General features: G+C 70.2%; 20 protein-coding genes and 1 riboswitch. Of the genes, 7 read left to right on the forward strand and 13 right to left on the reverse strand.

What is annotated here, in order from left to right; translation table 11 throughout:
• The coding region (locus BMW88_RS26525) for an IS5 family transposase (RefSeq protein WP_143116252.1) at positions 1–419 on the forward strand (419 nt) is incomplete at its 5' end.
• Between the two features lie 9 nt (positions 420–428).
• Here BMW88_RS26525 and ctaD read toward each other — a convergent pair.
• Genes ctaD through BMW88_RS26545 form a run of 4 tightly spaced genes read right to left on the reverse strand, consistent with a single transcriptional unit; the run spans position 429 to position 7660 of the window.
• Positions 429–2195 (reverse strand): aa3-type cytochrome oxidase subunit I, encoded by a 1767-nt coding sequence (gene ctaD / locus BMW88_RS26530; RefSeq protein WP_089955339.1) that lies wholly within the window; start codon positions 2193–2195, stop codon positions 429–431.
• 37 nt (positions 2196–2232) lie between these two features.
• Complete coding sequence (locus BMW88_RS26535) at positions 2233–2538, reverse strand: pre-peptidase C-terminal domain-containing protein (RefSeq protein ID WP_245778070.1); 306 nt, start codon at positions 2536–2538, stop codon at positions 2233–2235.
• Positions 2522–3337, reverse strand: coding sequence for a slipin family protein (locus BMW88_RS26540; RefSeq protein ID WP_089955344.1), 816 nt, complete (start codon positions 3335–3337; stop codon positions 2522–2524). Before BMW88_RS26540 ends, BMW88_RS26535 begins: the two co-directional genes overlap by 17 nt.
• A gap of 48 nt (positions 3338–3385) precedes the next feature.
• Positions 3386–7660, reverse strand: coding sequence for a glycoside hydrolase family 2 TIM barrel-domain containing protein (locus BMW88_RS26545; RefSeq protein WP_089955347.1), 4275 nt, complete (start codon positions 7658–7660; stop codon positions 3386–3388).
• A 134-nt stretch (positions 7661–7794) separates the two neighbouring features.
• Between BMW88_RS26545 and mshC the strand changes: the two genes are divergently transcribed.
• Positions 7795–9033 (forward strand): cysteine--1-D-myo-inosityl 2-amino-2-deoxy-alpha-D-glucopyranoside ligase, encoded by a 1239-nt coding sequence (gene mshC, locus BMW88_RS26550; protein WP_089955349.1) that lies wholly within the window; start codon positions 7795–7797, stop codon positions 9031–9033.
• A 215-nt stretch (positions 9034–9248) separates the two neighbouring features.
• Here the strand turns inward: mshC and BMW88_RS26555 are convergent, their stop codons facing one another.
• Positions 9249–10958 carry a S8 family peptidase gene (locus BMW88_RS26555; protein ID WP_245778071.1) on the reverse strand — a complete coding sequence of 570 codons (1710 nt, stop codon included), beginning with the start codon at positions 10956–10958 and terminating at the stop codon, positions 9249–9251.
• Positions 10959–11457: 499 nt separating this feature from the next.
• On the opposite strand from BMW88_RS26555, the gene BMW88_RS26560 reads away from it, so the two are divergent.
• A complete protein-coding gene (locus BMW88_RS26560) occupies positions 11458–12558 on the forward strand; it encodes a S1 family peptidase (protein ID WP_089955354.1) in 1101 nt (366 codons plus the stop codon).
• A gap of 51 nt (positions 12559–12609) precedes the next feature.
• On the opposite strand, the gene BMW88_RS26565 is transcribed toward BMW88_RS26560, so the two are convergent.
• Entirely contained in the window at positions 12610–13107 is a 498-nt protein-coding gene (locus BMW88_RS26565) for a GbsR/MarR family transcriptional regulator (RefSeq protein ID WP_218148225.1), read from the reverse strand.
• 83 nt (positions 13108–13190) lie between these two features.
• Here BMW88_RS26565 and BMW88_RS26570 point away from each other — a divergent pair, with 83 nt between their 5' ends.
• Entirely contained in the window at positions 13191–14078 is an 888-nt protein-coding gene (locus tag BMW88_RS26570) for an ABC transporter ATP-binding protein (RefSeq protein ID WP_089955355.1), read from the forward strand.
• On the forward strand, positions 14075–15658 hold the full coding sequence (locus tag BMW88_RS26575) for an ABC transporter permease (protein WP_089955358.1): 1584 nt from the start codon (positions 14075–14077) through the stop codon (positions 15656–15658). Before BMW88_RS26570 ends, BMW88_RS26575 begins: the two co-directional genes overlap by 4 nt.
• On the opposite strand, the gene BMW88_RS26580 is transcribed toward BMW88_RS26575, so the two are convergent.
• From BMW88_RS26580 to BMW88_RS26595, 4 genes are all read right to left on the reverse strand, one after another.
• A complete protein-coding gene (locus BMW88_RS26580) occupies positions 15588–16748 on the reverse strand; it encodes an MFS transporter (protein WP_245778072.1) in 1161 nt (386 codons plus the stop codon). The two genes, BMW88_RS26575 and BMW88_RS26580, sit on opposite strands and share 71 nt — an antisense overlap.
• Before the next feature lie 62 nt (positions 16749–16810).
• Positions 16811–17551 carry a hypothetical protein gene (locus tag BMW88_RS26585; RefSeq protein WP_089955363.1) on the reverse strand — a complete coding sequence of 247 codons (741 nt, stop codon included), beginning with the start codon at positions 17549–17551 and terminating at the stop codon, positions 16811–16813.
• On the reverse strand, positions 17548–18069 hold the full coding sequence (locus tag BMW88_RS26590) for an RNA polymerase sigma factor (RefSeq protein ID WP_089955365.1): 522 nt from the start codon (positions 18067–18069) through the stop codon (positions 17548–17550). Before BMW88_RS26590 ends, BMW88_RS26585 begins: the two co-directional genes overlap by 4 nt.
• A 117-nt stretch (positions 18070–18186) precedes the next feature.
• On the reverse strand, positions 18187–19086 hold the full coding sequence (locus BMW88_RS26595) for a PAC2 family protein (RefSeq protein WP_089955367.1): 900 nt from the start codon (positions 19084–19086) through the stop codon (positions 18187–18189).
• Positions 19087–19134: 48 nt separating this feature from the next.
• Between BMW88_RS26595 and metH the strand changes: the two genes are divergently transcribed.
• Together metH and BMW88_RS26605 are read left to right on the forward strand one after the other, a co-directional pair.
• Positions 19135–22674: a methionine synthase gene (metH, locus tag BMW88_RS26600; RefSeq protein WP_089955369.1), complete on the forward strand. Its 3540-nt coding sequence runs from the start codon at positions 19135–19137 to the stop codon at positions 22672–22674.
• Positions 22667–23323 carry an HAD family hydrolase gene (locus BMW88_RS26605; protein WP_089955371.1) on the forward strand — a complete coding sequence of 219 codons (657 nt, stop codon included), beginning with the start codon at positions 22667–22669 and terminating at the stop codon, positions 23321–23323. Before metH ends, BMW88_RS26605 begins: the two co-directional genes overlap by 8 nt.
• Here the strand turns inward: BMW88_RS26605 and BMW88_RS26610 are convergent.
• From BMW88_RS26610 to BMW88_RS26620, 3 genes are all read right to left on the reverse strand, one after another.
• The gene (locus tag BMW88_RS26610; RefSeq protein ID WP_089955374.1) at positions 23320–24075 is read right to left on the reverse strand and encodes a CbtA family protein; all 756 of its coding nucleotides are present in this window, start codon (positions 24073–24075) and stop codon (positions 23320–23322) included. The genes BMW88_RS26605 and BMW88_RS26610 overlap by 4 nt on opposite strands.
• A gap of 21 nt (positions 24076–24096) precedes the next feature.
• A complete protein-coding gene (locus BMW88_RS26615; RefSeq protein ID WP_089955709.1) occupies positions 24097–24285 on the reverse strand; it encodes a CbtB domain-containing protein in 189 nt (62 codons plus the stop codon).
• 33 nt (positions 24286–24318) lie between these two features.
• A riboswitch (cobalamin riboswitch) is annotated at positions 24319–24493 on the reverse strand.
• 48 nt (positions 24494–24541) lie between these two features.
• Positions 24542–25192, reverse strand: coding sequence for a (2Fe-2S)-binding protein (locus tag BMW88_RS26620; RefSeq protein WP_089955712.1), 651 nt, complete (start codon positions 25190–25192; stop codon positions 24542–24544).
• Between the last annotated feature and the right edge of the window lie 37 nt (positions 25193–25229).

Raw genomic sequence — 25229 nt, forward strand, 5'->3', positions numbered from 1 at the left:
ACGGCCGCCCGCTCACAACCGTCCTGACCGGCGGCAACACCAACGACTGCACCATGTTCGAGACTGTGCTGGCGGGCGTGTGGTTCCCGCCGGCACGACCCGGCCGACTTGCGACGCGGCCGGCGCGGGTGATCGCGGACAAGGGCTACTCCAGCAAGGCCATCCGCGCTCACCTGCGCCGCCGCGGCATCCGGGCCACCATCCCCGAACGCCGCGACCAGCGCGACGGCCGAGCCCGCCGCGGCCGAGCCGGTGGCCGCCCACCCGCCTTCGATCCGGTGACCTACAAACGCCGCAACGTCGTCGAACGCTGCTTCAACCGGCTCAAGCAGTTCCGCGCGATCGCCACCCGCTACGACAAGACCGCCTTGTCCTACCAAGCCATGATCGACCTGGCCACCCTCACCCTCTGGCTTTGAGGACGGGCCCTAGGACTCCGTCTCGTCGTCCCGATGCGTCGAGGCGAGCGCCTTCTCGGTGGCCTCGTCCTTGCCCGCCCGGTGCTTCCCGGGGTGGGCCAGCGAGAAGTGCGCTTCCTCGCGCATCCGCTCGACCATGTGCGGGTAGTGCAGCTCGAACGCCGGGCGCTCCGACCGGATCTTCGGCAGCTCCGTGAAGTTGTGCCGCGGCGGGGGAGAGGTCGTGGCCCACTCCAGCGAGTTGCCGTAGCCCCACGGGTCGTCCTGCGGCGCCGGGTCGCCGTAGCGGTAGGAGCGGAAGACGTTCCACACGAACGGGAGCAGGGACGCGCCGAGCAGGAACGAGCCGATCGTGGAGATCGTGTTCAGCGTCGTGAAGCCGTCGGAGAACAGGTAGTCGGCGTAGCGGCGGGGCATGCCCTCGTTGCCCAGCCAGTGCTGCACCAGGAACGTGCCGTGGAACCCGAAGAACGTCGTCCAGAAGTGCAGCTTGCCCAGCGGCTCGTCGAGGAACCGGCCGGTCATCTTCGGGAACCAGAAGTAGATGCCCGCGTAGGTGGCGAACACGATCGTGCCGAACAGCACGTAGTGGAAGTGCGCCACCACGAAGTAGGTGTCCGACACGTGGAAGTCCAGCGGCGGTGAGGCCAGGATGATGCCGGACAGGCCACCGAAGAGGAACGTCACCAGGAAGCCGATCGAGAACAGCATCGGCGTCTCGAACGTGAGCTGTCCCTTCCACATCGTGCCGATCCAGTTGAAGAACTTGATGCCGGTCGGCACCGCGATCAGGAACGTCATCAGCGCGAAGAACGGCAGCAGCACCGCGCCGGTGGCGTACATGTGGTGCGCCCACACGGCCACGGACAGCATGGCGATCGCCAAGGTCGCGAACACCAGTCCCTTGTAGCCGAACAGCGGTTTGCGGCTGAACACCGGGAAGATCTCCGTCACGATGCCGAAGAACGGCAGGGCGACGATGTAGACCTCGGGGTGGCCGAAGAACCAGAAGAGGTGCTGCCACAGGATCACGCCGCCGTTCGCGGGGTCGAACACGTGCGCCCCGAGGTGCCGGTCCGCCGCGAGCCCCATCAGGGCGGCGGTGAGGATCGGGAACGCCAGCAGGATCAGCACGGACGTCACGAGGATGTTCCAGGTGAAGACCGGCATCCGGAACATCGTCATGCCCGGCGCCCGCAGGCACACCACGGTCGTGATCATGTTGACCGCGCCGAGGATCGTGCCCAGGCCGCCGACGGCCAGGCCCATGATCCAGAGGTCCGCGCCGACACCGGGCGAGTGCACGGCCGACGACAGCGGTGTGTAGGCGAACCAGCCGAAGTCCGCGGCGCCGCCCGGCGTCACGAAGCCGGCGACGACGGTGATGGCGCCGAAGAGGTACAGCCAGTACGAGAAGGCGTTCAGGCGCGGGAACGCGACGTCGGGTGAGCCGATCTGCAACGGCAGGATGAAGTTGGCGAACCCGAACAGGATCGGCGTCGCGTAGAGCAGCAGCATCACCGTGCCGTGCATGGTGAAGAGCTGGTTGTACTGCTCGTTGGACAGGAACTGCAGGCCGGGACGCGCCAGCTCGGCCCGCATGAGCAGCGCCATCACGCCGCCGATCATGAAGAACACGAACGACGTGGTCAGGTACATGATCCCGATCTGCTTGGGATCCGTGGTCTTGAAGAGCTGGAGGAAGTACGAGCCCTTCGGCCGGGCGCGGGCGGCCCCGGGATGGGGTACTACGGGCGTGGGCTTGATCGTGGTCATCGCGCCTCCTCCGTGCCGGGGACCATCGTCCTCCGGGTCAGACCGCGGGGCAATCCACGGCGAGCACCGCGGACGTCACCGGCACCACCGGAGCGCCCACCGAGATGCCGCTGACCTGCACGTAGTAGGCGCCGGGGGCCAATGCGGGGAAAGTGATCGACATGCTCTCGGAGATCGCCGGACTGCGCGCTTCGACCTGTTTGCCGTTCTCGTCGAGCAGCGCCACCTTCACCGCGCGGGGAGTGGTGTCCTTCAGCTCGACGGTCACCTCCAGCTCCTCGCCGGTGAGCACCAGGTCGGGCACGCTGACCTGCGGTTCGGGCAACTCACTCGGGCGGACCACCCTGTGCCGGACCACTGTGCGCCGGACCGTTCCCGGGCAGCTCGACGTTGGTGTTCTTCTCCAGGAACCTCAACAGCTCCACCGGGAAGGGCAGCACCAGCGTGGAGTTCTTCTCCGCGGCCACCTCCACGATGGTCTGCAGGAGCCGGAGCTGGAGCGCGCCGGGCGTGGACTCCATCGTCCCGGCGGCCTCGGAGAGCTTCCTGGACGCCTGCAGTTCGCCGTCCGCGGTGATGACGCGGGCGCGGCGCTCGCGTTCGGCCTCGGCCTGCCGCGACATCGAGCGCTTCATGCTCTCCGGCAGCGCCACGTCCTTGATCTCGACCCGGTCGATGTCGATGCCCCACTCCAGCGCGGGCGTGTCGATCATCAGCTCCAGGCCCTGGTTGAGGCGCTCGCGGTTGGACAGCAGGTCGTCGAGCTCGCTCTTGCCGATGATCGACCGCAACGACGTCTGCGCCACCTGCAGCATCGCGAACCGGTAGTCCTCGACGTTGACGACGGCCTTCGCCGGGTCCTGCACCTTGAAGTACACGACGGCGTCCACGCGCACCGTCACGTTGTCGCGGGTGATGCCGTCCTGCGCCGGCACGGGCAGGGTGACGATCTGCATGTTGACCTTGCGGAGCTGGTCGGCACCGGGGAGGAGCATCGTCAGCCCCGGCCCGCGCACGGCCTCCTGCAGCTTGCCGAACCGGAACACCAGTCCCCGTTCGAACTGCTTGATCACCCTGGCGCTCATCGCGAGGCCGATGCCTGAGAGCACGACCAGCCCGCCGAGGACTTCGAAGAAGACCATGAGATCCGCCCTTCACCGGCGAAAGCCCCTGACCTCTACCGTACGCCCCTACGCACAGGTCAGCGCCGCGTTCGCCCAGTCGGCGTGGTCGTTGCCGTTGCCGTCACCGGCGTCCGTGACGCGGAAGGTCAGCACCGCTGCTCCGGCCGTGTCGACGGTGATCGGCACGGCCGCGCTCCGCCCGGTGAGAACCGGGCTCGAGTAGACCGGCCGGCCGTCGGCGAGGACCTCGAACCGGACGCTGCCGCCGCCGTTCGTCTCGTCGTCGACACCGATGGTCGCGGTGAGCGCCGAGCACCTCCCGCCGGTGTAGACCTCGAACTCGGAGTCGGCGTGCGCGCCGACACCGCGGTCGAACCGCGCGCCCCGGATGCCGAGGGGACGGCCGTCGCCGGCGGCCTGCTCGCCGTTGCTGCGGTCCCGTTCGAGCGGGCCCCACCCGTTGCGCTCGGTGAGGAACTCCAGCGCGGAGATCTGCGCCTCGCCAGCCGGCGGACGGGGCGTGGCGGTGAAGTCCGCGGTCAGGGTGGACGTCGCCTTGCCGGAGACGACCTCGGCGAACACCGGGCGGACGCCGGTCTCGCCGCCCTCGCGCTTGATCGTCACCCGCGCGGAACCGCTCGTGAGGTCGACGGTCGCCGGGCTGACCGACCAGCCCTCCGGCGCACTGAGCCGGGCCGTCGTGGTGCCGGGGCACGGCGTCGTCACCACCAGTTCGGCCTCGACCTGCTCGCCCGGTTCGAGCACGGTGTCGGTGGCCCGCAGCTCGGCGGAGGGCGCGCAGTCGACCTGCCGGCCGAGCTTGCCCGTCGCCGCCTCCACGGGGGTGAGCGGGCGCAGCAGCACGGAGTAGGCGTACTCGGTGCCCGCTTCCACCTGGTACTGCGGCAGCGGCTCGTGGAACGTCTCGCTGACGCCCGTCACGCGGTGCGCGGCGTGCAGCGTGGTCCAGCCGTCGTTCTTCTTCAGCGCGAACGGGTACGCGGCCCGGTCCAGGTCGTCGTACTGGGACACCCGCACGTCGAGGTCGCCCGCGACGAGCAGGCCGGCGCGGCCGTTGGACAGCGTCGCCCAGCGCGTGTCGGCGTGGTTGCCGTAGTCCTGCGGCTTGTAGTAGTCGTTGAACTCCTTGTCCACAGTGGACTGGTAGACGCCGACGGGGTTGCCGGCCTTGCGGTCGTCGTAGTTCTCGCCGGGGCCGCGGCCGTACCAGGTGAACTTCCGGTAGTCCTGCGGCACCTTGAGCGTGAAGCCGATGCCGGGCAGGTAGCTCAGGTCGCGCAGGCCGCCGCGGGCGGCGACCCGGTGGCCGACGTGGATCTCGCCGTCACCGGTGATCCGGTAGGTGAAGGTCTGGCCGAAGGAGGCGTCCTGCACCGCCTGGGCGGTCGACTTCGCGGTGATGACCGCGTCCGCGCCCGACCGCGTGACCGTGACGCTCGACGGCGTGGTCCTCAGCCGGTCGAGGCCGTTGCGGTACCAGGAGTTGTCCTCGCTCATGAACTCGTTGGACAGCGGCGCGCGCCACGCGTCGAGCTCGGGACCGGTCTTGATCAGCTCGGTGCCGCGCACGCGCATCGACGTGAGCGTGCCGGAGGACTTGCTGACGACGTAGCGGAAGTCCTTGCCGGACACCACGATCTCGGCGTCGGTCTGGGTGGTGGTCAGCTCGCCGGGGAAGCCGGACGCGTGCAGGCCGGTGATCTGCGTGCCGCCCAGCGGGAACTGGGCGATGCCGACGTCATCGCCCCGGCGGTCGGTCGCGCGGACGGTCAGCAGGCGTTCGGTCGGCGCGGTGAAGTCGGGCAGCGTGATCGTGCCCGGCTGGAGCTTCCCGCGGTGCTGGGCGATCGTGCGGCCGTTGTCCTGGACCTGCCAGCGCAGCTCCAGGTCGTCGGTGCCGGTGAACTGGCGTTCGCTGACGGTGGTGAGCCGGTTGCCCGCGAACGAGAACCGGATGGGGGAGTGGACCGCCATCAGCTCGGCGGTCTCCGGCTGCGGCCTGCGGTCCGCCCACACCACGCCGTCGACGCCGCCGGTGCCCGCGCCGTAGGACTGGTGTCGGCCCTTGTCCTCCAGCTTCTCGAAGTCGAGCGCCAGCACGGCGGTCTTCGCCGGGTCCTGGGCCAGCTCGGACTCGGTCAGGGCACGGTGGTAGACGCGGACCTGGTCGACCGAGCCGTGCGCCATGCGCGTGCCGACGTTCTCCTGCATGGTCTCGGCGTTGCGGCCGATGTTGACCGGCCAGTGCGACCAGTCGATCGTGCCGGTGTGCTCGGCGGTGGCCACCTCGCGGCCGTCGATCAGCAGGCGCAGTTTCGTGCCGTCGAACGTGCCGGTGACGCGGTGCCAGTTGCCGTAGAAGCCCGCGGGGACCGTCGCGCGGACGGTGCGCCACGTGCCGCTGTGGATGAAGAACTCCAGCGTCGTGGCGTCGGACATCTTCAGCGCGTACTGGTGGTCGCCCTTGGAGATGACCGTGAAGTCACCTGTCCACGTGTCGGGTTTCACCCACGCGTCGAGCGTGAGGCCGTTGGTGACGTCGTCGAGCTTGCGGTCGCGGTAGACCTCCACGAAGTCGTCGAGACCGCTGAGCCGCAACGCCTTGCCGTGCGGTCCGTCCACCTGCGACGGTTTGCCGGAAAGCCAGCTCATGATGCCGTTGGCGCTGTCGGGGGTCGTGTAGAGCGGCAGGGCGATGTTCTGCTCGGCCCAGTCCCAGATGAAACCGCCCTGCACCTGCGGGTAGGCGCGCACGACGTCCCAGAACTCCCGGAAGTTGCCGAGGCTGTTGCCCATCGCGTGCGCGTACTCACCCATGATGATCGGCTTGGTGGTCGTCTTCGCCTTGGCCTCGAGGCTCGCGGGCGACGGGTAGCGCGGGCCGGCGACGTCCGCGAACGGCGCGTCGCCGTCGGGCACGTTCGGCTGGTGGTAGAGCGGGCGGGTGTCGTTCTTCTTCGCGTACTCGGCCATCGTGTAGTGGGCCTTGCCCAGGCCCGCCTCGTTGCCGGTGTCCCACATGATCACCGACGGGTGGTTCTTGTCGCGCTGCATCATGGCGACGAACCGGTCCTGGAAGGCGTCCTGCCACTCGGGGCGCTCGGCCAGGCAGTTGGTCGGACAGCCGTCGTGGTGGTGGGTCTCGACATCGACCTCGTCGGCGATCATCAGACCGTTGCGGTCGGCGAGCTCGTAGAAGTACGGGTCGCTCGGGTAGTGCGAGGTGCGCACGGCGTTGATGTTGAACCGCTTCATGAGCCGGACGTCCTGCTCCTGGTCGGCACGGGTGACGTAGCGGCTGCCGTGCACCGACGTCTCGGCTCGGTTGGTGCCGCGGAACAGCACGCGCTTGCCGTTGATCTTGAGCTGCCGGTCGGCGATCTCGATCTCGCGGAACCCGACGGGCTGCCTCCCGGTCTGGACCACCCGGCCGTTCTCGAGCAGCTCGACGCGCAGCTCGTAGACGTTCGGCGTCTCGTCGGTCCACTTCAGCGGGTTCGCGACCTTGCCGTCCGTGACGGTGACCTCACGGCCGCGCGGGTCGAAGAGCCTGGTCCGGACGGTGTGACCGGCCACGGGCCCGCCGATGCGGACGTCGGTGCTGATCGTCGCGTCGTGGTACCGGTCGTCGAGGTCGGTTTTGACGGTGACGTCCTGAAGGTAGGTCCTGGGCGTCGAGTAGAGCCAGACCTCGCGGAAGATGCCGGAGAACCGCCACTGGTCGTAGTCCTCCAGGTGGGAACCGGCCGACCAGCGGTGGACCTGGACCCTGAGGGTGTTCCTCCCGGCCTTGAGCTTGCCGGTGATGTCGAACTCGGCCGGGGTGTAGCCGCCCTGGTCGTAGCCGACGTACTCGCCGTTCACCCAGACGAAGTATCCGCTGGTCACGCCCTCGAACCTGACGAGCGTGCGGTCCCAGCCGGAGGGCAGGTCGAACGTCTTCTCGTAGACGCCGGTCGGGTTGACGTCGCGCGGGATCGACGGCGGGTCGTCCGGGTACATCTCGGTGGGGATGTTGCGGAACATCGGGTGGTCGAGGAAGTCGGTCTGCCACGTGTGGGGGACCTTGACCGTGCGCCAGCCATCGGGCGTGTCGCGGACGTCCTCCGGTTTGCCGAACATCCGGATCCGCCAGTCGCCGTTGAGGCTCAGCCGCCGTTCCGGCTTCAGGTCCGGGTGCGGCGGCTCCTGGTTCTCCCCGGTCATCCTGGGGTTCTCCAGGTACGCCAGCACGTCCGGCGGTGTGTCCGGTGGCGCGGCCGACGCGGTCGCGGGGGACAGTGAGAGCGCTACCAACGTGGCTACGACGACACGGAGCATGCTTTCGGAAGCTAGGGGCGCGCTGACAACGTCGTCAACGAATGTCCGCCCTTTCTGTCCGGAGGATTCGGAGGTGGTGGTTCCAACAGCCGGAAAGTGCACTCCGTACGGCGGCACGCGTTAATGTCGGATCCATGCAGACCTGGTCATCAATTCCTGTGCCGCGGGTTCCGGGGGACCCCCGCCCGCTGCGGCTGTTCGACACGGCTACGGGCGAAGTACGTCCCACGGCTCCAGGAGACACCGCCAGGTTGTACGTCTGCGGCATCACGCCGTACGACGCGACTCACCTCGGCCACGCCGCCACCTACCTCGCCTTCGACCTCGTGCACCGCGTCTGGCTCGACAACGGCCATAACGTGCATTACGTCCAAAACGTCACCGATGTCGACGACCCGTTGCTGGAGCGCGCTCTGCGCGACAAGGACGACTGGGTCGTGCTCGCCATGCGGGAGACGGCGCTGTTCCGCGAGGACATGGAGGCGTTGCGCGTCCTGCCGCCCCAGGACTACGTCGGCATCGTCGAGGCGATCCCCGAGATCGTCGAGGTGATCGTCAAGCTCGTCAACGACGGCGCCGCGTACCGCGTGGACGACCCGGAGTACCCGGACGTCTACTTCGCGCACAACGCCACCGGCCGCTTCGGCTACGAGTCGAACTACGACGCCGAGACGATGGTCAAGCTGCTCGCCGAGCGCGGTGGCGACCCCGACCGCCCCGGCAAGAAGCACCCGCTCGACGCCCTGCTGTGGCGGATGAAGCGCCCCGGCGAGCCCGCGTGGCCCTCCGAGCTCGGCGAGGGCCGTCCCGGCTGGCACATCGAGTGCAGCGCCATCGCCCACAACCGCCTCGGCATGGGCTTCGACGTCCAGGGCGGCGGCTCCGACCTGATCTACCCGCACCACGAGTACTCGGCGGCGCACGCCGAGGCCCAGACCGGGCAGCACCCGTTCGCCCGCCACTACGTGCACGCGGGCATGATCGGCCTCGACGGCGAGAAGATGTCGAAGTCGCGCGGCAACCTGGTCTTCGTCTCGAAGCTGCGCGCGGAGAAGGTCGACCCGAACGCGATCCGCCTCGCGCTGCTGGCGGGCCACTACCGCGCGGACCGGGCGTGGACGCAGGCTCTGCTCGACGAGGCGCTGGTCCGGCTGGACAGGTGGCGCCGGGCGGCCGAGATGTCGACCGGGCCGTCCGCCGTGGACACCGTGACGCGGCTGCGCGACCACCTGGGCAACGACCTCGACACCCCGAAGGCGCTCGCGGCGATCGACGCGTGGGCCGACGAGGCGCTGACGCACGGCGGTTCGGACAGGCACGGGCCTTCGCAGATCCGCACGGCCGTGGACGCGCTTCTGGGCGTGGACCTGTAACTGGTTCGGCTGGTGGCCGCCTGGTCGGCGGCCGCCGGCCCGCTGGGCCGGCACTGCTTGGAAACGCGTCGCACGGCGGGACGAAAACCATCCGGCACCGCCCCATCCATTGCGACGCGGCCACTGCGGACCGCACGGCCGGACGGGGAACCGCCCCCGAGGCGGAAGCACCGGGGGCGGTTCGGTCACCGCGGCGGGTTCACCCGCGGATCACCTCAGACGTCCAGCGTCCAGCTGTTCAGCGTGCCGGTGTCCAGGAACCCGGCGTCGCGCACGCGCAGCGTCCAGGTGCCGTTGGCCGCCTCGCCCGAGAGGTTGCGGGTGAAGGTCTCGTTGATGTTGTCGGCCGAGCCGCCGGTGCGGTTGTGCAGGTTCACGACCGTGCCGTCGGGTGCGACCAGGTCGACCACGAGGTCGCCCCTGTAGGTGTGCGTGATCGCGACCGTGACCGACGCCGTCGCCGAGGCGGCGCCCGAGCAGCCGGAGATGACGATCGTGCTGGTCACGGTCGACAGGTCGCCGATCGCGACCGGGGTGGAGTTGGTCTTGGCGTCACAGCCGCCGCCGGCCGCGTTGACCGTCCACGTGAACGTCGCGGAGCCGGTCTTGCCCGCCGCGTCGGTCGCGGTGGCGACCACCGTGTGGGTGCCCGCCGTGGTCGGCGTGCCGGAGATCGTGCCGGAGGCGGACGCCGACAGGCCGGCCGGGAGGCCGGTCACGGACCACGTGTACGGCGCGGTGCCGCCGGTGGCCGCGAGCTGCAGGGACACCGGGCTGCCGACCGTGGAGGTCTGGTTGCCGGGGTTCGTCACCGCGGGGGTGCCCGGCTGCTGGCCGCCACCGAAGAGGGTGTGGAGCAGCTTGTTCGGGGAGCCGGTGCCGGGATTGGTGATCTTGTTGGGGGTCGACGCGCCGTTCAGGCCCGCCCAGACGGCGGCCGGGCTGTCGGTCGGGTGGGTGGCGAGCCACAGGGCCGCGCCGCCCGCGACGTGCGGGGAGGCCATCGACGTGCCGGAGATGTTGTTCGTGGCGGTGTCGCTGGTGTGCCACGCCGACACGATGTTCTGGCCCGGCGCGAAGATGTCGGTGCAGGTGCCGTAGTTGGAGAACGAGGCCCGTGCGTCGGTGTTGGTCGACGCGTTGACCGTGATCGCCTCGGCGACGCGGGCGGGGGACGTCGAGCACGCGTCGGTGTTCGAGTTGCCGGAGGCGAGAGCGTAGGTGACGCCGGACACCACGGAGTTGCGGACGGCCGTGTCCAGGGCGGCTGCGGCGCCGCCACCGAGGGACATGTTCGCGACCGCGGGCTTCACCGCGTTCGCGGTCACCCAGTCGACGCCGTCGACGACGCCCTGGATGGTGCCGGAGCCCTGGCAGTTCAGCACCTTGACCGCGACGACCTTGGCGGCCTTCGCGATGCCGTACTCGGCGCCCGCGACGGTGCCGGCGACGTGCGTGCCGTGGCCGTTGCAGTCGCTGTTGTTGCCGTCGCCGGAGGTGTTGGTGCCCCACGTGGCGCGGCCGCCGAAGGTCTGGTGGGTGGTGCGCACACCGGTGTCGACGATGTAGGCCGTCACGTTCGACGCGGTCGTGTCGTACTGGTAGCTGTTGCTCAGCGGCAGGTCGCGCTGGTCGACGCGGTCGAGTCCCCACGACGGCGGGTTCTGCTGGACGTCGAAGAGGCTGACCTCGGCGTCCTGCTCGACGAACGCGACGTCCGGGTGCGCGGCGAGGCGGGCCGCCTGCTGGGCGGTCATCTTCACCGAGAAGCCGTTGAGCGCGTGCTGCCAGACCTTGCCGACCTGACCGCCGTACCGGCTCGCGAGTCCCGGAGCGGCGGCCCTCGACGCCGTTCCGGCCTTGAGCGAGACGATGTAGCTGTCCTTCACGACACCGGCGCGATCGGCGCCGAGAATCGTCCCCACGTTTTCTTGAGCGGATGCGGCGGGAGCCACGGCGGCTGCCAGACACACGGCAGCGGCGGCGGCAAGTCCCGTACCCAAGACTCTTCGCATTGCAGGGTTCTCCCTCGTGCAGGGAACAGGGTGTCCTGGACGCTAGCCCTGAACCGCAGGTCAGAGGGATCCGCCGTCGAGTGCGAACTGTTGACAGTTTTGACGTTCCGTATCAGCGGGAATGGTCGCTCTGCGTCACGGAATAGACCGGGAGAACGCATTTGGTTCCCCTATACCAACTCGAATGCCGATGGGTCCACCCGCCGATCGGCCCTACTCGCCAGTAGGCAGCACGACATAGCGTCGCCCGGACGGAGGAACGAACTGATCGGGCAGTTCGACCGCTTGGGGACGCCGTGCTTCCGGTGTCGTGCGGGCTGTGTCGCAGCACAGCCCATCTCCTCATCGCGGTTGCCCGGTCCGGCGTTACACCGGCCCTGCGAGTTGAAGATGACGAGGAGAAATGCCTATGAAGCGCATGGCTGTCACGGCGGTCGCCGTGCTGGCGGGTGCATTCGCGGCCACGGCAACCCCTGCCGCCGTCGCCGCGCCCGAACCGTCAGCCGGCCTGCTCGCCGCGATGCAGCGCGACCTGGGGCTCGACGCCGGGCAGGCGGTGCAGCGGCTGCGCCGGGAGAGCGCGGCCGCGGTCCTGCAGCGCGTCGCGGAGGGGTTCGCCGGCGACAGCTTCGGCGGCGCGTGGTTCGACGCGGCCACCGGCAAGCTCGTCGTGGGCGTGACCGACGCGGCCAAGGCCGACCGGCTCCGCGCGCTCGGCGCGGAACCCCGCACGGTCGCGCACTCCGCGGGTGAGCTGGACGCGGCCAAGGCACGGCTGGACGCCTCGGCGGCCCCGGCCGCGGTCACCGGCTGGTTCGTCGACTCGAAGGCGAACGCGGTCACGATCACCGTGCAGCGCGGTCAGGCGGACGCGGCGGCACCGTTGCTGGAGAAGGCGGGCGCGGTCGCGAAGGTCGTCGAGACCGACGAGGCGCCGCGCCTGCTCAAGGACATCCGCGGCGGCGACGCCTTCTACCTCGGCAACGGCGGCCGGTGCTCGATCGGCTTCGCGGTGCGGGGCGGGTTCGTCACCGCCGGGCACTGCGGGTCGCAGGGCGACAGCGTGAGCGGCGTCGACCGCACGGCGCTGGGCGCGTTCGCGGCGTCGTCCTTCCCGGGCAACGACTACGGGTGGGTCAGGGCGAACTCGTCCTGGACGCCCACGGCCAAGGTGAACCGCTACGGCGGCGCCGACGTCATCGTCTCCGGCAACGCGGAGGCCGCGGTCGGCGCGTCGATCTGCCGGTCCGGCTCGACCACGGGCTGGCACTGCGGCGAGGTCCAGGCCAAGGGCCAGACGGTGAACTACCGGGAGGGCTCGGTCGGCGGTCTCACCCGGACCACCGTGTGCGCGGAGCCCGGCGACTCGGGTGGCTCGTGGGTCAGCGGCACGCAGGCGCAGGGCGTCACCTCGGGTGGCTCCGGTGACTGCGCCAGCGGCGGCACGACCTACTACCAGCCGGTCAACGAGATCCTCTCGGCGTACGGCCTGACGCTCGTCACGGGCTGATCGGAGCCGATGAAGGGGGAGCTTCCGCCGGAAGCTCCCCCTTCGCGCTGTTCAGGCCTTGCGCTCGTCGAGCCACTTCTCGCGGTGCACCCGCCATCGGTCCAGCAAAGAGCCCAGCTCGCCGTGCACGAACCGGAAGAACTCGCGCGTCTCGTCCAGCCGCACCCCGGCCTCGGAGTCCGCGCCGAGTGCCTCGACGCCCTCGCTGAGCACCTCGTCGATCAGCACCAGCATCTGGTCCTTGCGGAACGTCGTCTCGTACCAGACGTTGTCGCGCATCCGGAAGACGTCGCGGCGTGAGCCCGGCTCCCGTTCGCGGCTGACGATCTGGACCGTGGTCAGGTAGCGCACCGCGCCCGACACCGCCGCGGGACTGATCTGCAGCAGCTCGGCGATCTCGGCCGCGGTGAGCCGTCCGGAGTCCGTCGTCAGCAGCGCCGCCAGGATGCGAGCCGGCATGCGCGGCACGCCGGTGTCCGCCAGGATCCCGCCGAACCGTTCGACGAACTGGCTCACCGCCTGCGTGTCACGCTCCGTAGCTCTCGTCACGGCGGCATCATCCCCTTTCGTCAGCCGATCGGGCAAAATTTACGCGCTTCACGAAGTTGTGAAACGAGCGTAGCTTACCCGCCATGACATCTGCGATATCCGTGTCGGGCCTGGTGAAGACCTTCGGCCCGACGCGTGCGCTGGACGACCTGAACCTGGACGTCCGGACCGGTGAGGTGCACGGCTTCCTCGGCCCGAACGGGGCGGGCAAGTCCACGGCGATCCGGGTCCTGCTCGGCCTGCTGCGCGCCGACTCCGGCACCGCGCGGCTGCTCGGCGGCGACCCGTGGAAGGACACCGCCGCCCTGCACCGCCGCCTCGCCTACGTCCCCGGCGACGTGAACCTCTGGCCCGGCCTGACCGGTGGCGAGGTCATCGACCTGCTCGGACGTCTCCGCGGCGGCCTGAACCCCCGGCGCCGCGCCGAGCTGCTGGAGCGCTTCGAGCTGGACCCGCGCAAGAAGGGCCGCACCTACTCGAAGGGCAACCGGCAGAAGGTCGCGCTGGTCGCCGCCCTGTCGAGCGACGTCGAGCTGCTGATCCTCGACGAGCCGACCTCCGGCCTCGACCCGTTGATGGAGGCCGTCTTCCAGGACTGCATCAACGACGAACGGGAGCGCGGCCGCACCGTGCTGCTCTCCAGCCACATCCTCGCCGAGGTCGAGGCGCTGTGCGACCGGGTGAGCATCATCCGCAGCGGCCACATCGTCGAGACCGGCACGCTCGCCGACCTGCGGCACCTGACCCGCACCTCGATCTCCGCGGAGCTCGCCGCCCCGCCCAACGGCCTGGCGCACCTCGACGGCGTCCACGACCTGGTCGCCGAGGGCAACCGGGTGAGGTTCGAGGTCGACTCGGACAAGCTCGACCTCGTCCTCGAACAGCTCGTGTCGACCGGCGTGCGGACCCTCACCTCGCAGCCGCCGACGCTGGAGGAGCTGTTCCTGCGCCACTACGAGGACGCGAAATGATCGGCACCTGGCAGCTGGTGCGGCTGGCGTTGCGGCGCGACCGGGTGCTGCTCCCGATCTGGGTGTTGTTCCTGGTCGGCGTGACCTATTCCACGACGACGGCCCTTGAGGAGCTGTACTCCTCGCAGGAGTCGCGGGCGATGCTGGGCATCACCGCGAACGCCAACTCCGCGTTCCTCGCGATGCTCGGACCTCTGCACGACTGGTCATCGCTCGGCGGCCTGGTCGTGTGGCGCTGGGGCGTGTTTTCGGGTCTCTTCATCGCGATCATGGCCATGCTGGTCGTCACCCGCCACACGCGCGCAGAAGAAGAGGCGGGCCGCACGGAGCTCATCGCCGCCACGGTCGTCGGACGGCACGCACCGCTGGCCGCCGCGGTGGTCGTCGCGGGCGGCACGAGCCTGCTGATCGGGCTGCTGCAAGCGTTCGCGCTGATCGGCAAGGACCTCGACGCGACGGGCGCCTTCGCGTTCGGCCTGTCCACGGCGAGCGTCGGGCTGGTGTTCACCGGCATCGGCGCGCTGACCGCCCAGCTGTCGGAGAACTCGCGCGTCTCGAACGCGATCGCGGGCGGCTTCCTCGGCGTCACCTACCTCTTCCGCGCGGCGGGCGACGCGGCGGGCGAGTCGGGCCCGCAGTGGCTGACCTGGCTCTCGCCGATCGGCTGGACCGAGCACGTGCGGGCGTTCGGCGACGACCGCTTCTGGGTGCTGCTGCTCCCGCTGACCGCGTTCGTCCTGCTCGTGGGCGTGTCGAGCTACGTCGTGACGCGCCGCGACGTCGGGCTCGGTCTGCTGCCCGCCCGGCTCGGCCCGGCGCACGGCACGATCGGAAGCCCGTTCGGCCTGGCCTGGCGGCTGCAGAAGGGCTCGCTGATCGGCTGGTCGACCGCGTTGTTCGGCGTGGGAGTGATCTACGGCAGCGTCGCTCAGGCGGTCGGGCAGATGGTGGAGGACAACCCGACGCTCGGGCAGGTCGTGCAGCAGATCGGCGGTGCCGACGCGATGGTGGACGCGTTCTTCGCGACCGTCACCCAGCTGCTCGGTCTGATCACGTCGATCTACCTGGTCCAGGCGGTGCTGCGGCTGCGGTCGGAGGAGACGTCGTTCCGGGCGGAACCGCTGCTCGCCACGCCGGTGTCGCGCTGGGGCTGGGTCGCGTCGCACGCGGTGTTCGCCCTGGTCGGCGGCGCGGTCGTGCTGGCAGCGGCCGGTCTCGGACTCGGGCTGGTCCACGGCGTGCAGGTCGACGACCTCGGCGGGGTGCTGCCGCGCATGGTCGGCACCGCGCTGGTGCAGCTCCCGGCTGCCTGGGTGGTCGCGGGCGTGGCGCTGGCGTTGTTCGGACTTCTCCCGCAGCTCACCGGCGTGAGCTGGGCCGTGGTGTCGGTGTCGCTGGTGCTCACGCTGCTCGGCCCCGCGCTGCGGCTGGACCAGTGGGTGATCAACCTGGCGCCGTTCACGCACGTCCCGAAGTACCCGGACATCACCTTCGGGCCGCTCGCGTGGCTCACCGGGATCGCGGTGGTGCTCCTGGCTGCGGGGTTCGCCGGCTTCCGGCGCCGCGACCTGACCACGTGACGATCGCGGGCACGACGACCAGCAACACCGCGGGCACCAGGAAACCCGCGAGCGGATGTGCCTGGTAGAGCGGGACGAACGCCAACGGGGCCGCGGCGGCGCCCATGAAGCGCAGTGACTGCACGACACTGACGCTGCCGCCCCTGTTGGCGTTGTCGCTCTGCAACACCAACGCGTTGATGCTCACCAGCACACCCTGCGCCGCCGCACCGGTCAGCGCCCAGGCGATGACCACCGCCGCCGCGAACGGCGTCGTGCCGGCCGCCGCGATCAGGCCGCCACCGAGCGTCGCGCCGATGACGACGGTGGTCGTGGCACCGAACCGGTCGATGGCCTTGCCGATGTGCCGCGCGGTCAGGAACCCGACGATGCCGAAGCCGGTGAGCAGCAGCCCGCGTTCACCGGCGCTGAGGCCGAACACGTCGTCCAGCCGGAACGCCACCAGGAACGACAGCCCGCCCAGACAACCCCAGCCGATGAACGCGATGATCGCGGGCCGCAGCGTGCTCGGCACGAACGCACTGCGCAGGCTCGCGTCCCGGTCCGGCTCGGCGTCGGTCTGCGGCACGCCCAGCACCGCGAGCCCGGCCGCCACCACCGCGATCACCACGAACGCCAGCCGCCAGTCGACCTCCGCGGTGAGCCCGCCGACGAGCGGGGCCGAGGTCTGCCCGGCCGCCTGCATCGACCCGAAGAGCCCCAGCGCCCGCCCGAGCTTCTCCTTGGGGGTCGAGGCGGCGATCACGGCCAGCAGCACCGGCGTGGTGAACGAGTTCGCCGCGCCCTGCAACGCCCGCGAGGCCAGCAGCACCTCGAACGTCCACGCGCACGCCGCCAGCACGGACGTGACCGCGTAGGCCACGTAGGCGATCCGCACCGTCCGTTGTGGACCCCAGCGCTGCGCGAGCGTGCCGGAGACGAGCATCAGCACCGCGAACGGCACGAGGTAGTAGGTCAGCGTCGAGGCCGCCGCACCGGGGGACCGGCCGAAGCTGTCCCCGATCTCCGGCAGGATCGACGTGGTGACGGCGCCGCCGAACGGCCCGATCAAGGCGCCTGCGTACAACCCGGCGCGTGCCAACCGTCCCACGGACACCTCCGCCACCCACCCTAATGCGGGTGAGCGGCGGATGGTTGCTGGAGCTAAGTTGTTTAGCGGAGATCACCGGGGTCGTGGGTGGTGCTACCGGTGGCGGTGTGCACGACGACCTTCATGCTGCCGTCGGCCAGGCCCCCTTCCGGACCCGGCCACCAGGCCGTCCACCAGCCGGAACCGGTGCCCGCGGTGATCACTCGGCCGTCGCGCAGGTGGATCTCCACACGCGTCACGCCCGCGCCCATCCGACCGACGACGCGGGAGTACACCTCGTCGCCGTCACCGCTGGAGCTCCAGGTCTCGGTCTTGACCCTGGTGGCGTCGAGCGGTGCGACCGGCCCGTCGGTGAGGCCCTGGTAGTTGAACACGTCGTCCCCGACGACCATGCACTCGGCGAGGCCGGCGCCCTTCTTCATGATCAGGATGGTAGCGATGCCGCGGGTCTCGGCGAGCACGACATCCGCCGCCGCCGGCGCGCCCGCCTGCCAGGACTCGGCGCAGGCGTTCGCCTGGGGGAGCACCTGCTCGTTCCCCGGCTGGCCGGGGGTGGCGGTCCACCTCGCGAAGGCCTCGTCGGTGGCACCCGGCACCAGGCTGATCCCGGCGATCATGGCCGCCGCGAGCGCGGTGCCGGCGAGCCCGAGCGTCACGGGACGGCGCCAGACCGGACGGCGGACGGGGTCGTGGGTGCCGGCGATCAGGCGTTCGACGTGCGCGGTGGACCTGACCCACTCCACGTGGCTGGGCTCGCGGCCCTTGCTGGGGTCCAGGTCGCGCAGGTTCTCCATGGTGTTCACGCTCGTGCTCCTGTCGGCGCGGTGGTCTGGGCGGGGCTGAGGGTCTCGTCGAGTCGTTTCCTGGCCCGGTTGAGCCGCATCGCGAAGGTCGTGCGCCGGCAGCCCAGCACCGTGGCGGCCTGGTCGGCGGTCAACCCGTCGAACGCCACCAGCGCCAGCACCTCGCGGTCCGCGGCGCTCAAGGTCCGCCAGGCGCGCACGAGGTCGATCCGTGCGGCGACCTCGGCCGACCCGTCCGGCACCAGGTGGTCCAGCGCCTCGGCGATCCGCACGTCGAGCGCCTGCCTGCGCAGCAGACCTCGGGTCTGGTTCGCCATCGCCTTGCGCGCGACGCCGAACAACCACGGCCTGGCGTCGTCCGGCACGTCGCGCAGCCGCCGCCACGCGGTCAGGTAGACGACCGAGACGACGTCCTCGGCCTCGGCGGGCGGTACCCGTCGCTCGACGAACCGCAGCAGGTCCGGATAGGTCCTGCGGTGGAGGTCCCGAAACCTCTCTTCCAGGGCGTTGCCGCTCATCTCGTCCTCTCGTCGGTGGCCCTTGCACCTCCTACCTGTCCGGCCGGGACGGACCTGTCACACCCGGAACCGAAAAATCCCCGCGGGCCTCGGCCCACGGGGATTCGTCTGGCAGCGTCAGCGCGGACCGGTCGACGGCCAGCCGGGCCCGCGCCCGCGCCGCCGCAGGTACCGCTCGAACTCCGCCGCGATGTCGTCGCCGGAGGCCTCGGTGATCTGGATGGCCGCGTCACCGCGTTCCTCCAGCGCGCGCACGTAGTTGCGCACGTCCTCGTCCTCGTCGGCCATCTCGCTGACGGTGCGTTCCCACTCCTCGGCCTGTTCGGGCAGCGCGCCGAGCGGGACCTCGATGTCGAGGACCTCCTCCACCCGGTGCAGCAGCGCCAAGGTCGCCTTGGGGGAGGGCGGCTGCGAGACGTAGTGCGGCACGGCGGCCCAGAAGGAGATCGCCGGGATGCCCGCCTGCACGCACGCGTCCTGGAACACGCCGACGATGCCGGTCGGGCCCTCGTACTTCGAGTGCTCCAGACCGAACTTCGTGGCGGCGTCCGGGTCGTAGGCGGTGCCGGTGACCGGCACGGGCCGGGTGTGGGGCGTGTCCATCAGCAGAGCGCCCAGCGTCACGACGGTCGTCACCCCGAGGGCGTCGATGTGCCCGAGCAGCTCGGCGGCGAACTTGCGCCACCGCATGTTCGGCTCGATGCCGTGCACGAGGACCACGTCCACGGAGGAGCCGGGAGGCCTGCACACCGAGAGCCGCGTCGTCGGCCAGTCGACCCTGCGGGTGACACCGTCCACCATGCGCACCGTGGGCCGCGTCACCTGGAAGTCGTAGTAGTCGTCCGGGTCGATCTCGGCGAGAGGGGTGGCGTCCCAGGTGAGTTGCAGGTGCTCGATGGCGGTGCTCGCGGCGTCGCCGGCGTCGTTCCACCCTTCGAACGCGCAGACCATGATCGGACTCGTGAGCGGTGTGCGCGGGTTCGAGGGGGCCGGGGCTTCCTGGGACGGATCGTTCACGGCGCAAGACTACGGCCTTCCTCAACCAAGTCATCGTAGGCTTGGCCCATGCCTGATCGCGGAGAGTCGCCGTTCCTGGAAGCGCTGGTAAACCGCGTCGTTGTCGCCGACGGCGCCATGGGCACCATGCTCCAGGCCGCAGACCTTTCCCTCGACGACTTCAACGGTCTGGAGGGCTGCAACGAGATCTTGAACGTCACCCGGCCGGACGTCGTGAAGTCCGTGCACCGCGGCTATCTCGAAGCCGGGGTCGACGCCGTGGAGACGAACACGTTCGGGGCGAACCTCGCGAACCTGGCCGAGTACGACATCCCGGACCAGATCTTCCACCTGTCCGAGCGCGGCGCCGCACTGGCCAGGGAGGCCGCGGACGAGTTCAGCACGCCCGACCGGCCGCGGTTCGTGCTGGGCAGCGTCGGTCCCGGCACGAAGCTGCCGACGCTCGGCCACGCCCCGTTCGCCACGTTGCGCGACGCCTACCAGGAGCAGTGCAAGGGGCTGCTGGTCGGCGGGGTGGACGCGATCATCGTCGAGACCTCGCAGGACCTGCTGCAGACCAAGGCGTCGATCATCGGCGCCAAGCGCGCGATGGCGGCGGAGGGCCGGGTCGTCCCGATCATCGCCCAGGTGACCGTCGAGACGACCGGCACGATGCTGCTCGGCTCGGAGATCGGCGCGGCGCTCACGGCGCTGGAACCGCTGGGCATCGACCTCATCGGGCTGAACTGCGCCACCGGTCCCGCCGAGATGAGCGAGCACCTGCGGACGCTGTCCAAGCACGCCCGCGTCCCGTTGTCGGTGATGCCGAACGCCGGCCTGCCCGAGCTGGGACCGGACGGCGCGGTCTACCCGCTGTCGCCGGAGGAGCTCGCCCAGGCGCTGGCCGGGTTCGTGCAGGAGTTCGGCGCGCGGCTCGTCGGCGGCTGCTGCGGCACGACGGCCGAGCACCTGCGCCAGGTCGCCGAGGCGGTGAAGGACCTCGGCCCGTCCGCCCGCCGGCCGCGCCCCGAGCCAGGTGTGTCCTCTTTGTACCAGGCTGTCCCGTTCAAGCAGGACGCCTCGGTGCTGATGATCGGCGAGCGCACGAACGCCAACGGCTCCAAGGCGTTCCGCGAGGCGATGCTGGCCGAGAAGTGGGAGGACTGCATCGAGATCGCGCGCGACCAGACGCGCGAGGGCGCCCACCTGATCGACCTCTGCGTCGACTACGTCGGCCGCGACGGCGAGGCGGACATGCGCGCGCTGGCGTCCCGGCTGGCCACCGCGTCCACGTTGCCGATCATGCTCGACTCGACCGAGCCGGCCGTGCTGCAGGCCGGTCTGGAGTGCCTCGGCGGCCGGTGCGCCGTCAACTCGGTCAACTACGAGGACGGCGACGGCCCGGACAGCCGGTTCCAGAAGATCATGCGGCTGGTCTCCGAGCACGGCGCGGCGGTCGTGGCGCTGTGCATCGACGAGGAGGGCCAGGCCCGCACCAGGGACTGGAAGGTCCGCGTCGCCACCCGGCTGATCGAGGACCTGACCACGAACTGGGGCATGCGGGTCAACGACATCATCGTCGACTGCCTGACGTTCCCGATCTCCACCGGCCAGGAGGAGGTCCGCCGCGACGCCGTCGAGACGATCGAGGCGATCCGCGAGCTCAAGCGCCGGTACCCGGACGTGCAGACCACCCTGGGCCTGTCGAACGTCTCCTTCGGACTCAACCCGGCCGCGCGCCAGGTGCTGAACTCGGTATTCCTGCACGAGTGCGTGCAGGCGGGCCTCGACACCGCGATCGTGCACGCGTCCAAGATCGTGCCGATGGCCCGCATCCCCGACGAGCAGCGCGCGGTGGCGCTGGACCTGGTCTACGACCGCCGCCGCGAGGGGTACGACCCGCTGCAGAAGCTCATGGAGCTGTTCGAGGGCGTCACCACGAAGTCGACCAGCGCCACCCGCGCGCAGGAGCTGGCCGCGCTGCCGCTGTTCGAACGCCTGGAGCGCCGGATCGTCGACGGCGAGCGCAACGGCCTGGAAGCCGACCTGGACGCCGCCCTGGACGAGCGCCCGGCGTTGCAGATCATCAACGACACGCTGCTCGCGGGCATGAAGACCGTCGGCGAGCTCTTCGGCTCCGGTCAGATGCAGCTCCCGTTCGTGCTGCAGTCCGCCGAGGTGATGAAGTCCGCCGTCGCGCACCTCGAACCGCACATGGAGCGCTCCGAGGACGGCGGCAAGGGCCGCATCGTGCTCGCCACCGTCAAGGGCGACGTCCACGACATCGGCAAGAACCTCGTCGACATCATCCTGTCCAACAACGGCTACGAGGTCGTGAACATCGGCATCAAGCAGCCGATCAACGCGATCCTGGAGGCCGCGGAGGAGCACCGCGCGGACGCGATCGGCATGTCCGGCCTGCTGGTGAAGTCGACCGTGATCATGAAGGAGAACCTGGAGGAGATGAACTCCAGGGGCGTGGCCGCGCGGTGGCCCGTGCTGCTGGGCGGCGCGGCGCTGACCCGTGCCTACGTCGAGAACGACCTGACCGAGATGTACTTCGGTGACGTCCGCTACGCCCGCGACGCCTTCGAGGGCCTGCGCCTGATGGACGCGATCATGGCCGCCAAGCGCGGCGAGGCACCCCAGGTGGACCCGGAGGCGCAGGCCAAGGCCGCCGAGCGCAAGGCACGCCGCGAACGTTCGCTGCGCATCGCCGCGGCCCGCAAAGCCGCTGCGGGAGAAGAGGAAGCCGGCACCGGCCGGTCCGACGTGGCCGCGGACAACCCGGTTCCGACGCCGCCGTTCTGGGGCAGCCGGGTGGTGAAGGGCATCCCGGTCGCGGACTACTCGGCGTTGCTGGACGAGCGGGCCACGTTCATGGGCCAGTGGGGGCTGAAGGGCTCGCGCGGCGGTGGCCCGACCTACGAGGAGCTGGTGGAGACCGAGGGTCGCCCGCGCCTGCGCTACTGGATGGAACGCCTTGCCACGGAAGGTGTTCTTGCCCACGCCGCCGTCGTCTACGGCTACTTCCCGTGCGTGTCCGAAGGCAACGACCTGATCGTCCTGGAGGAGCCTTCGGTCGACTCGCCCGAGCGCTTCCGGTTCAGTTTTCCGCGCCAGAAAAGGGATCGGCGCCTCTGCCTGGCCGACTTCTGGCGGTCGCGGGAGTCCGGTGAGGTCGACGTGGTCGCGTTCCACCTCGTCACCATGGGTCAGCCGATCGCCGACTACGCCAACGAGCTGTTCGCCAAGAACGCGTATCGTGAGTACCTGGAAGTCCACGGACTGGGGGTCCAGCTCACCGAAGCGCTGGCCGAGTACTGGCACAAGCGGGTCCGCGAGGAGCTCGTGTGGCCCACGGGCGGATCGGTCGCCCAGGAGGACCCCGCCGACGTCGAGGAGTACTTCAAGCTCGGCTACCGCGGCGCGCGGTACTCGTTCGGCTACGGTGCCTGCCCCGAGATGGAAGACCGCAGGCGCATCGTCGACCTGCTCGACCCGGCACGCATCGGCGTCTCCCTGTCCGAGGAGCTCCAGCTGCACCCCGAACAGTCCACCGACGCCTTCGTGGCGCACCACCCGGAGGCGAAGTACTTCAATGTCTGACCTGCAAGCTGTCCTGTGGGACATGGACGGGACGCTGCTGGACTCCGAGAAGCTGTGGGACATCCCGCTCTTCGAGTACGCCGAGAAGCTCGGCGGCGTCCTGTCGCAGGAGACACGCGAACGCATGGTCGGCAGCAACGTGCCCACGACGATGCGCCTGCTGTTCGGCGACGTCGGCATCGAACCCACCGAGGCCGACATGGCCGACGGCGCCGCGTGGATCCTGCGCCGCACCGAGGAGGTCTTCCGGGCCGGCCTGCCGTGGCGTCCCGGAGCCCAGGAGGCCCTTAAGGCGGTGCGCGCGTCGGGCGTGCCGATGGCGTTGGTGACGTCCACCGAACGCGGGCTCACCGAGGTCGCCTTGGACACGATCGGGCGTGACCTGTTCGACGTGACGGTGTGCGGCGACGAGGTGGACGGCCTGAACAAGCCGCTGCCCGAGCCGTACCTGAAGGCCGCTCGCCTGCTGGGCGTGGACGCGGCCCGGTGCGTGGCGGTCGAGGACTCGCCGACCGGTGTCGCGGCGGCGGTCGCGGCCGGGTGCACCGTGCTGGTCGTGCCGTGTGACGTGGAGGTGCCGCCGGGGGAGCGGCGGATCTTCCGCGACTCCCTCGCCGGCGTCGACCTCGACGTGCTGAAAGCGCTTTAAGCCGGGCTACCGGCCACGCGTCCGGCCCGGGCCCGGCGCGTGGCCGGGTCGACCAGCAGGCCGAACACCACGCCGAGACCGACGTAGAGCGTGGCGAGCTGGGCCAGCGAGCTGAGGCGGAACTGCCACAGCACGGCCACCGGCACGTCCGCGGGGATCGTGTCCGGCGGCGCGGGGAACGCCATCAGCACCACCGCGACGGCCGCGACCACCGCGAGGAGCACTCCGGTGACCCGCACCGGCTGCGACTGCGCGCGCAGCCGATCGGCGAGCAGGCTCGCGCCCCACACGATCGCGAGGCCGGCCACCACCACTCCCAGGTAGAGCGCCGTCCGGTGGTCCACCGTCTCCGGGTCGCCCACGGCGGGCGGGTTGGCCGGGTACTTGAGCCACGGCAGCAGGGCCACGGCACCGAACACCGCGGCACCCAACGCGAAGCTGCGGCTGAACGGCGTGCGCTCGGTGAACCAGCGCTTCGACAGCGCGTAGGCCGTGGCGAACACCAGGCCCACCGCGAGACCGACGATCACCACGCCGAGCATGCCGCCCACGACCTGGACGCCGCGACTGACCACCTCTTCCTCGCCGTGCGAGTGCGCGTGGCCGTCACCGGCGGGTTCCCGTGCCTGTTCGACCGCCAGCGCGGCGCGGAGGGGGATCTCGGTGACCAGGAGCTGGACCAGCGCGGAGGCGGCACCCGCGATGCCGCCCGCCGCCAGCCCTCGCAGCGCGAGGGAGGAGTACGTCGTCATGTGCTCGACCGGGAGGCCGGATCAGTGGCACGGGACGCCGAGCGCGTGCCGCCCGTCGTGGAAGAACTCGTGCAGCAGCTCCGAGCTCGCACCGAGCGCGAGGCCGTTCTCCTGCAGGACCAGGTAGGTGACGATCAGGCCGAGCAGTGACACGGCGAAGGCCCATTTGGGCACGCGGACGGCGGACAGGCTTGCTGCGGGGCTCGTCATGACGGGCTCCTCCATACCTCGTGGAAGGTCAACTCTCCTTGCGGCGCCGCAGCCGGTCTCCTGACTCCCGGATCACCGCTGCCCCCGCGTCTTCCCAGCCCCTCGCGGGACCAGTGACGTGCTCGGCGGGGATCGCTTCCCGGTCACAGTGGCGAGGACCGCGCCGGATTCACACCGGCTTCCCGTCACTGCGGCGGATGCACCGTAAGTTGGGCGGCGGCTCAGGCACAACCGGCCATAAGAGTTGTCGTGTTCCTCACTTCACGAGTGGACAGTCCCCGCACTTCCCACCAGCGGCGACGCGGTAGTAGAGACAACAGCTCCTGCGCACGAACCCGACCTCGCCCGGGAAGCTGACGAATTCCCCCGCTCCCTCGAACGGAGGTGCGCTCATCAGCTGTTCGCCGCGTTCCCGTGCTTCTTCGGCGGTGAGCATCCGTGCGCGCACAACCATTTTCAGCGCGCCCGCGATGTTCGACATCGCGTTGCCCCACAACAACCCGCGTGCCACCGGCGTGACGGCCTGGATCGCCGCCACCACCGGTTCGAGCGCCTGCACGGCCGGCGGGCCCAGCCGCGGCTCGTCGATGCGGACGCTCAGGCCGTTCGCGGGGTCGTGGCGCCACCACAGGTTCTCCGGGCGCACGTCGATCGGCTTGTGCACGGCCGTGAGGGGGCTGAGCAGCCGGGCGGTGTAGCTGAGGAAGAACAGGCTCGCGGCGACGCGCGGTTCCTCCGCCCGGTACCGGACCGCGATGGCGTCGATCGTGGTCTTGAGGGCGGGGCCGGTCAGCAGCGCCGTCCCGGGCAGCCACGTGTCGTCCGGACGGCCCACGTCGAGCGCGAAGAACGGGTTGATGCCGCGCACCCGGCGCAGCGAGTCGAGCACCTCGGCGAACTCGGACATGAAGTTCACGCTACTGGGTGTCCATGCAGGACAGATC

The organism is Lentzea xinjiangensis, from assembly GCF_900110955.1.
GTDB lineage: Bacteria > Actinomycetota > Actinomycetes > Mycobacteriales > Pseudonocardiaceae > Lentzea > Lentzea xinjiangensis.

Excerpts from the sequence above, each read along its gene's own strand:
- ctaD (WP_089955339.1), bottom strand. The coding sequence starts at position 2,195 with ATGACCACGATCAAGCCCACGCCCGTAGTACCCCATCCCGGGGCCGCC.
- BMW88_RS26540 (WP_089955344.1), bottom strand. The coding sequence starts at position 3,337 with ATGGTCTTCTTCGAAGTCCTCGGCGGGCTGGTCGTGCTCTCAGGCATC.
- BMW88_RS26545 (WP_089955347.1), bottom strand. The coding sequence starts at position 7,660 with ATGCTCCGTGTCGTCGTAGCCACGTTGGTAGCGCTCTCACTGTCCCCC.
- mshC (WP_089955349.1), top strand. The coding sequence starts at position 7,795 with ATGCAGACCTGGTCATCAATTCCTGTGCCGCGGGTTCCGGGGGACCCC.
- BMW88_RS26560 (WP_089955354.1), top strand. The coding sequence starts at position 11,458 with ATGAAGCGCATGGCTGTCACGGCGGTCGCCGTGCTGGCGGGTGCATTC.
- BMW88_RS26570 (WP_089955355.1), top strand. The coding sequence starts at position 13,191 with ATGACATCTGCGATATCCGTGTCGGGCCTGGTGAAGACCTTCGGCCCG.
- BMW88_RS26575 (WP_089955358.1), top strand. The coding sequence starts at position 14,075 with ATGATCGGCACCTGGCAGCTGGTGCGGCTGGCGTTGCGGCGCGACCGG.
- BMW88_RS26590 (WP_089955365.1), bottom strand. The coding sequence starts at position 18,069 with ATGAGCGGCAACGCCCTGGAAGAGAGGTTTCGGGACCTCCACCGCAGG.
- metH (WP_089955369.1), top strand. The coding sequence starts at position 19,135 with ATGCCTGATCGCGGAGAGTCGCCGTTCCTGGAAGCGCTGGTAAACCGC.
- BMW88_RS26605 (WP_089955371.1), top strand. The coding sequence starts at position 22,667 with ATGTCTGACCTGCAAGCTGTCCTGTGGGACATGGACGGGACGCTGCTG.
- BMW88_RS26610 (WP_089955374.1), bottom strand. The coding sequence starts at position 24,075 with ATGACGACGTACTCCTCCCTCGCGCTGCGAGGGCTGGCGGCGGGCGGC.
- BMW88_RS26615 (WP_089955709.1), bottom strand. The coding sequence starts at position 24,285 with ATGACGAGCCCCGCAGCAAGCCTGTCCGCCGTCCGCGTGCCCAAATGG.
- BMW88_RS26620 (WP_089955712.1), bottom strand. The coding sequence starts at position 25,192 with ATGTCCGAGTTCGCCGAGGTGCTCGACTCGCTGCGCCGGGTGCGCGGC.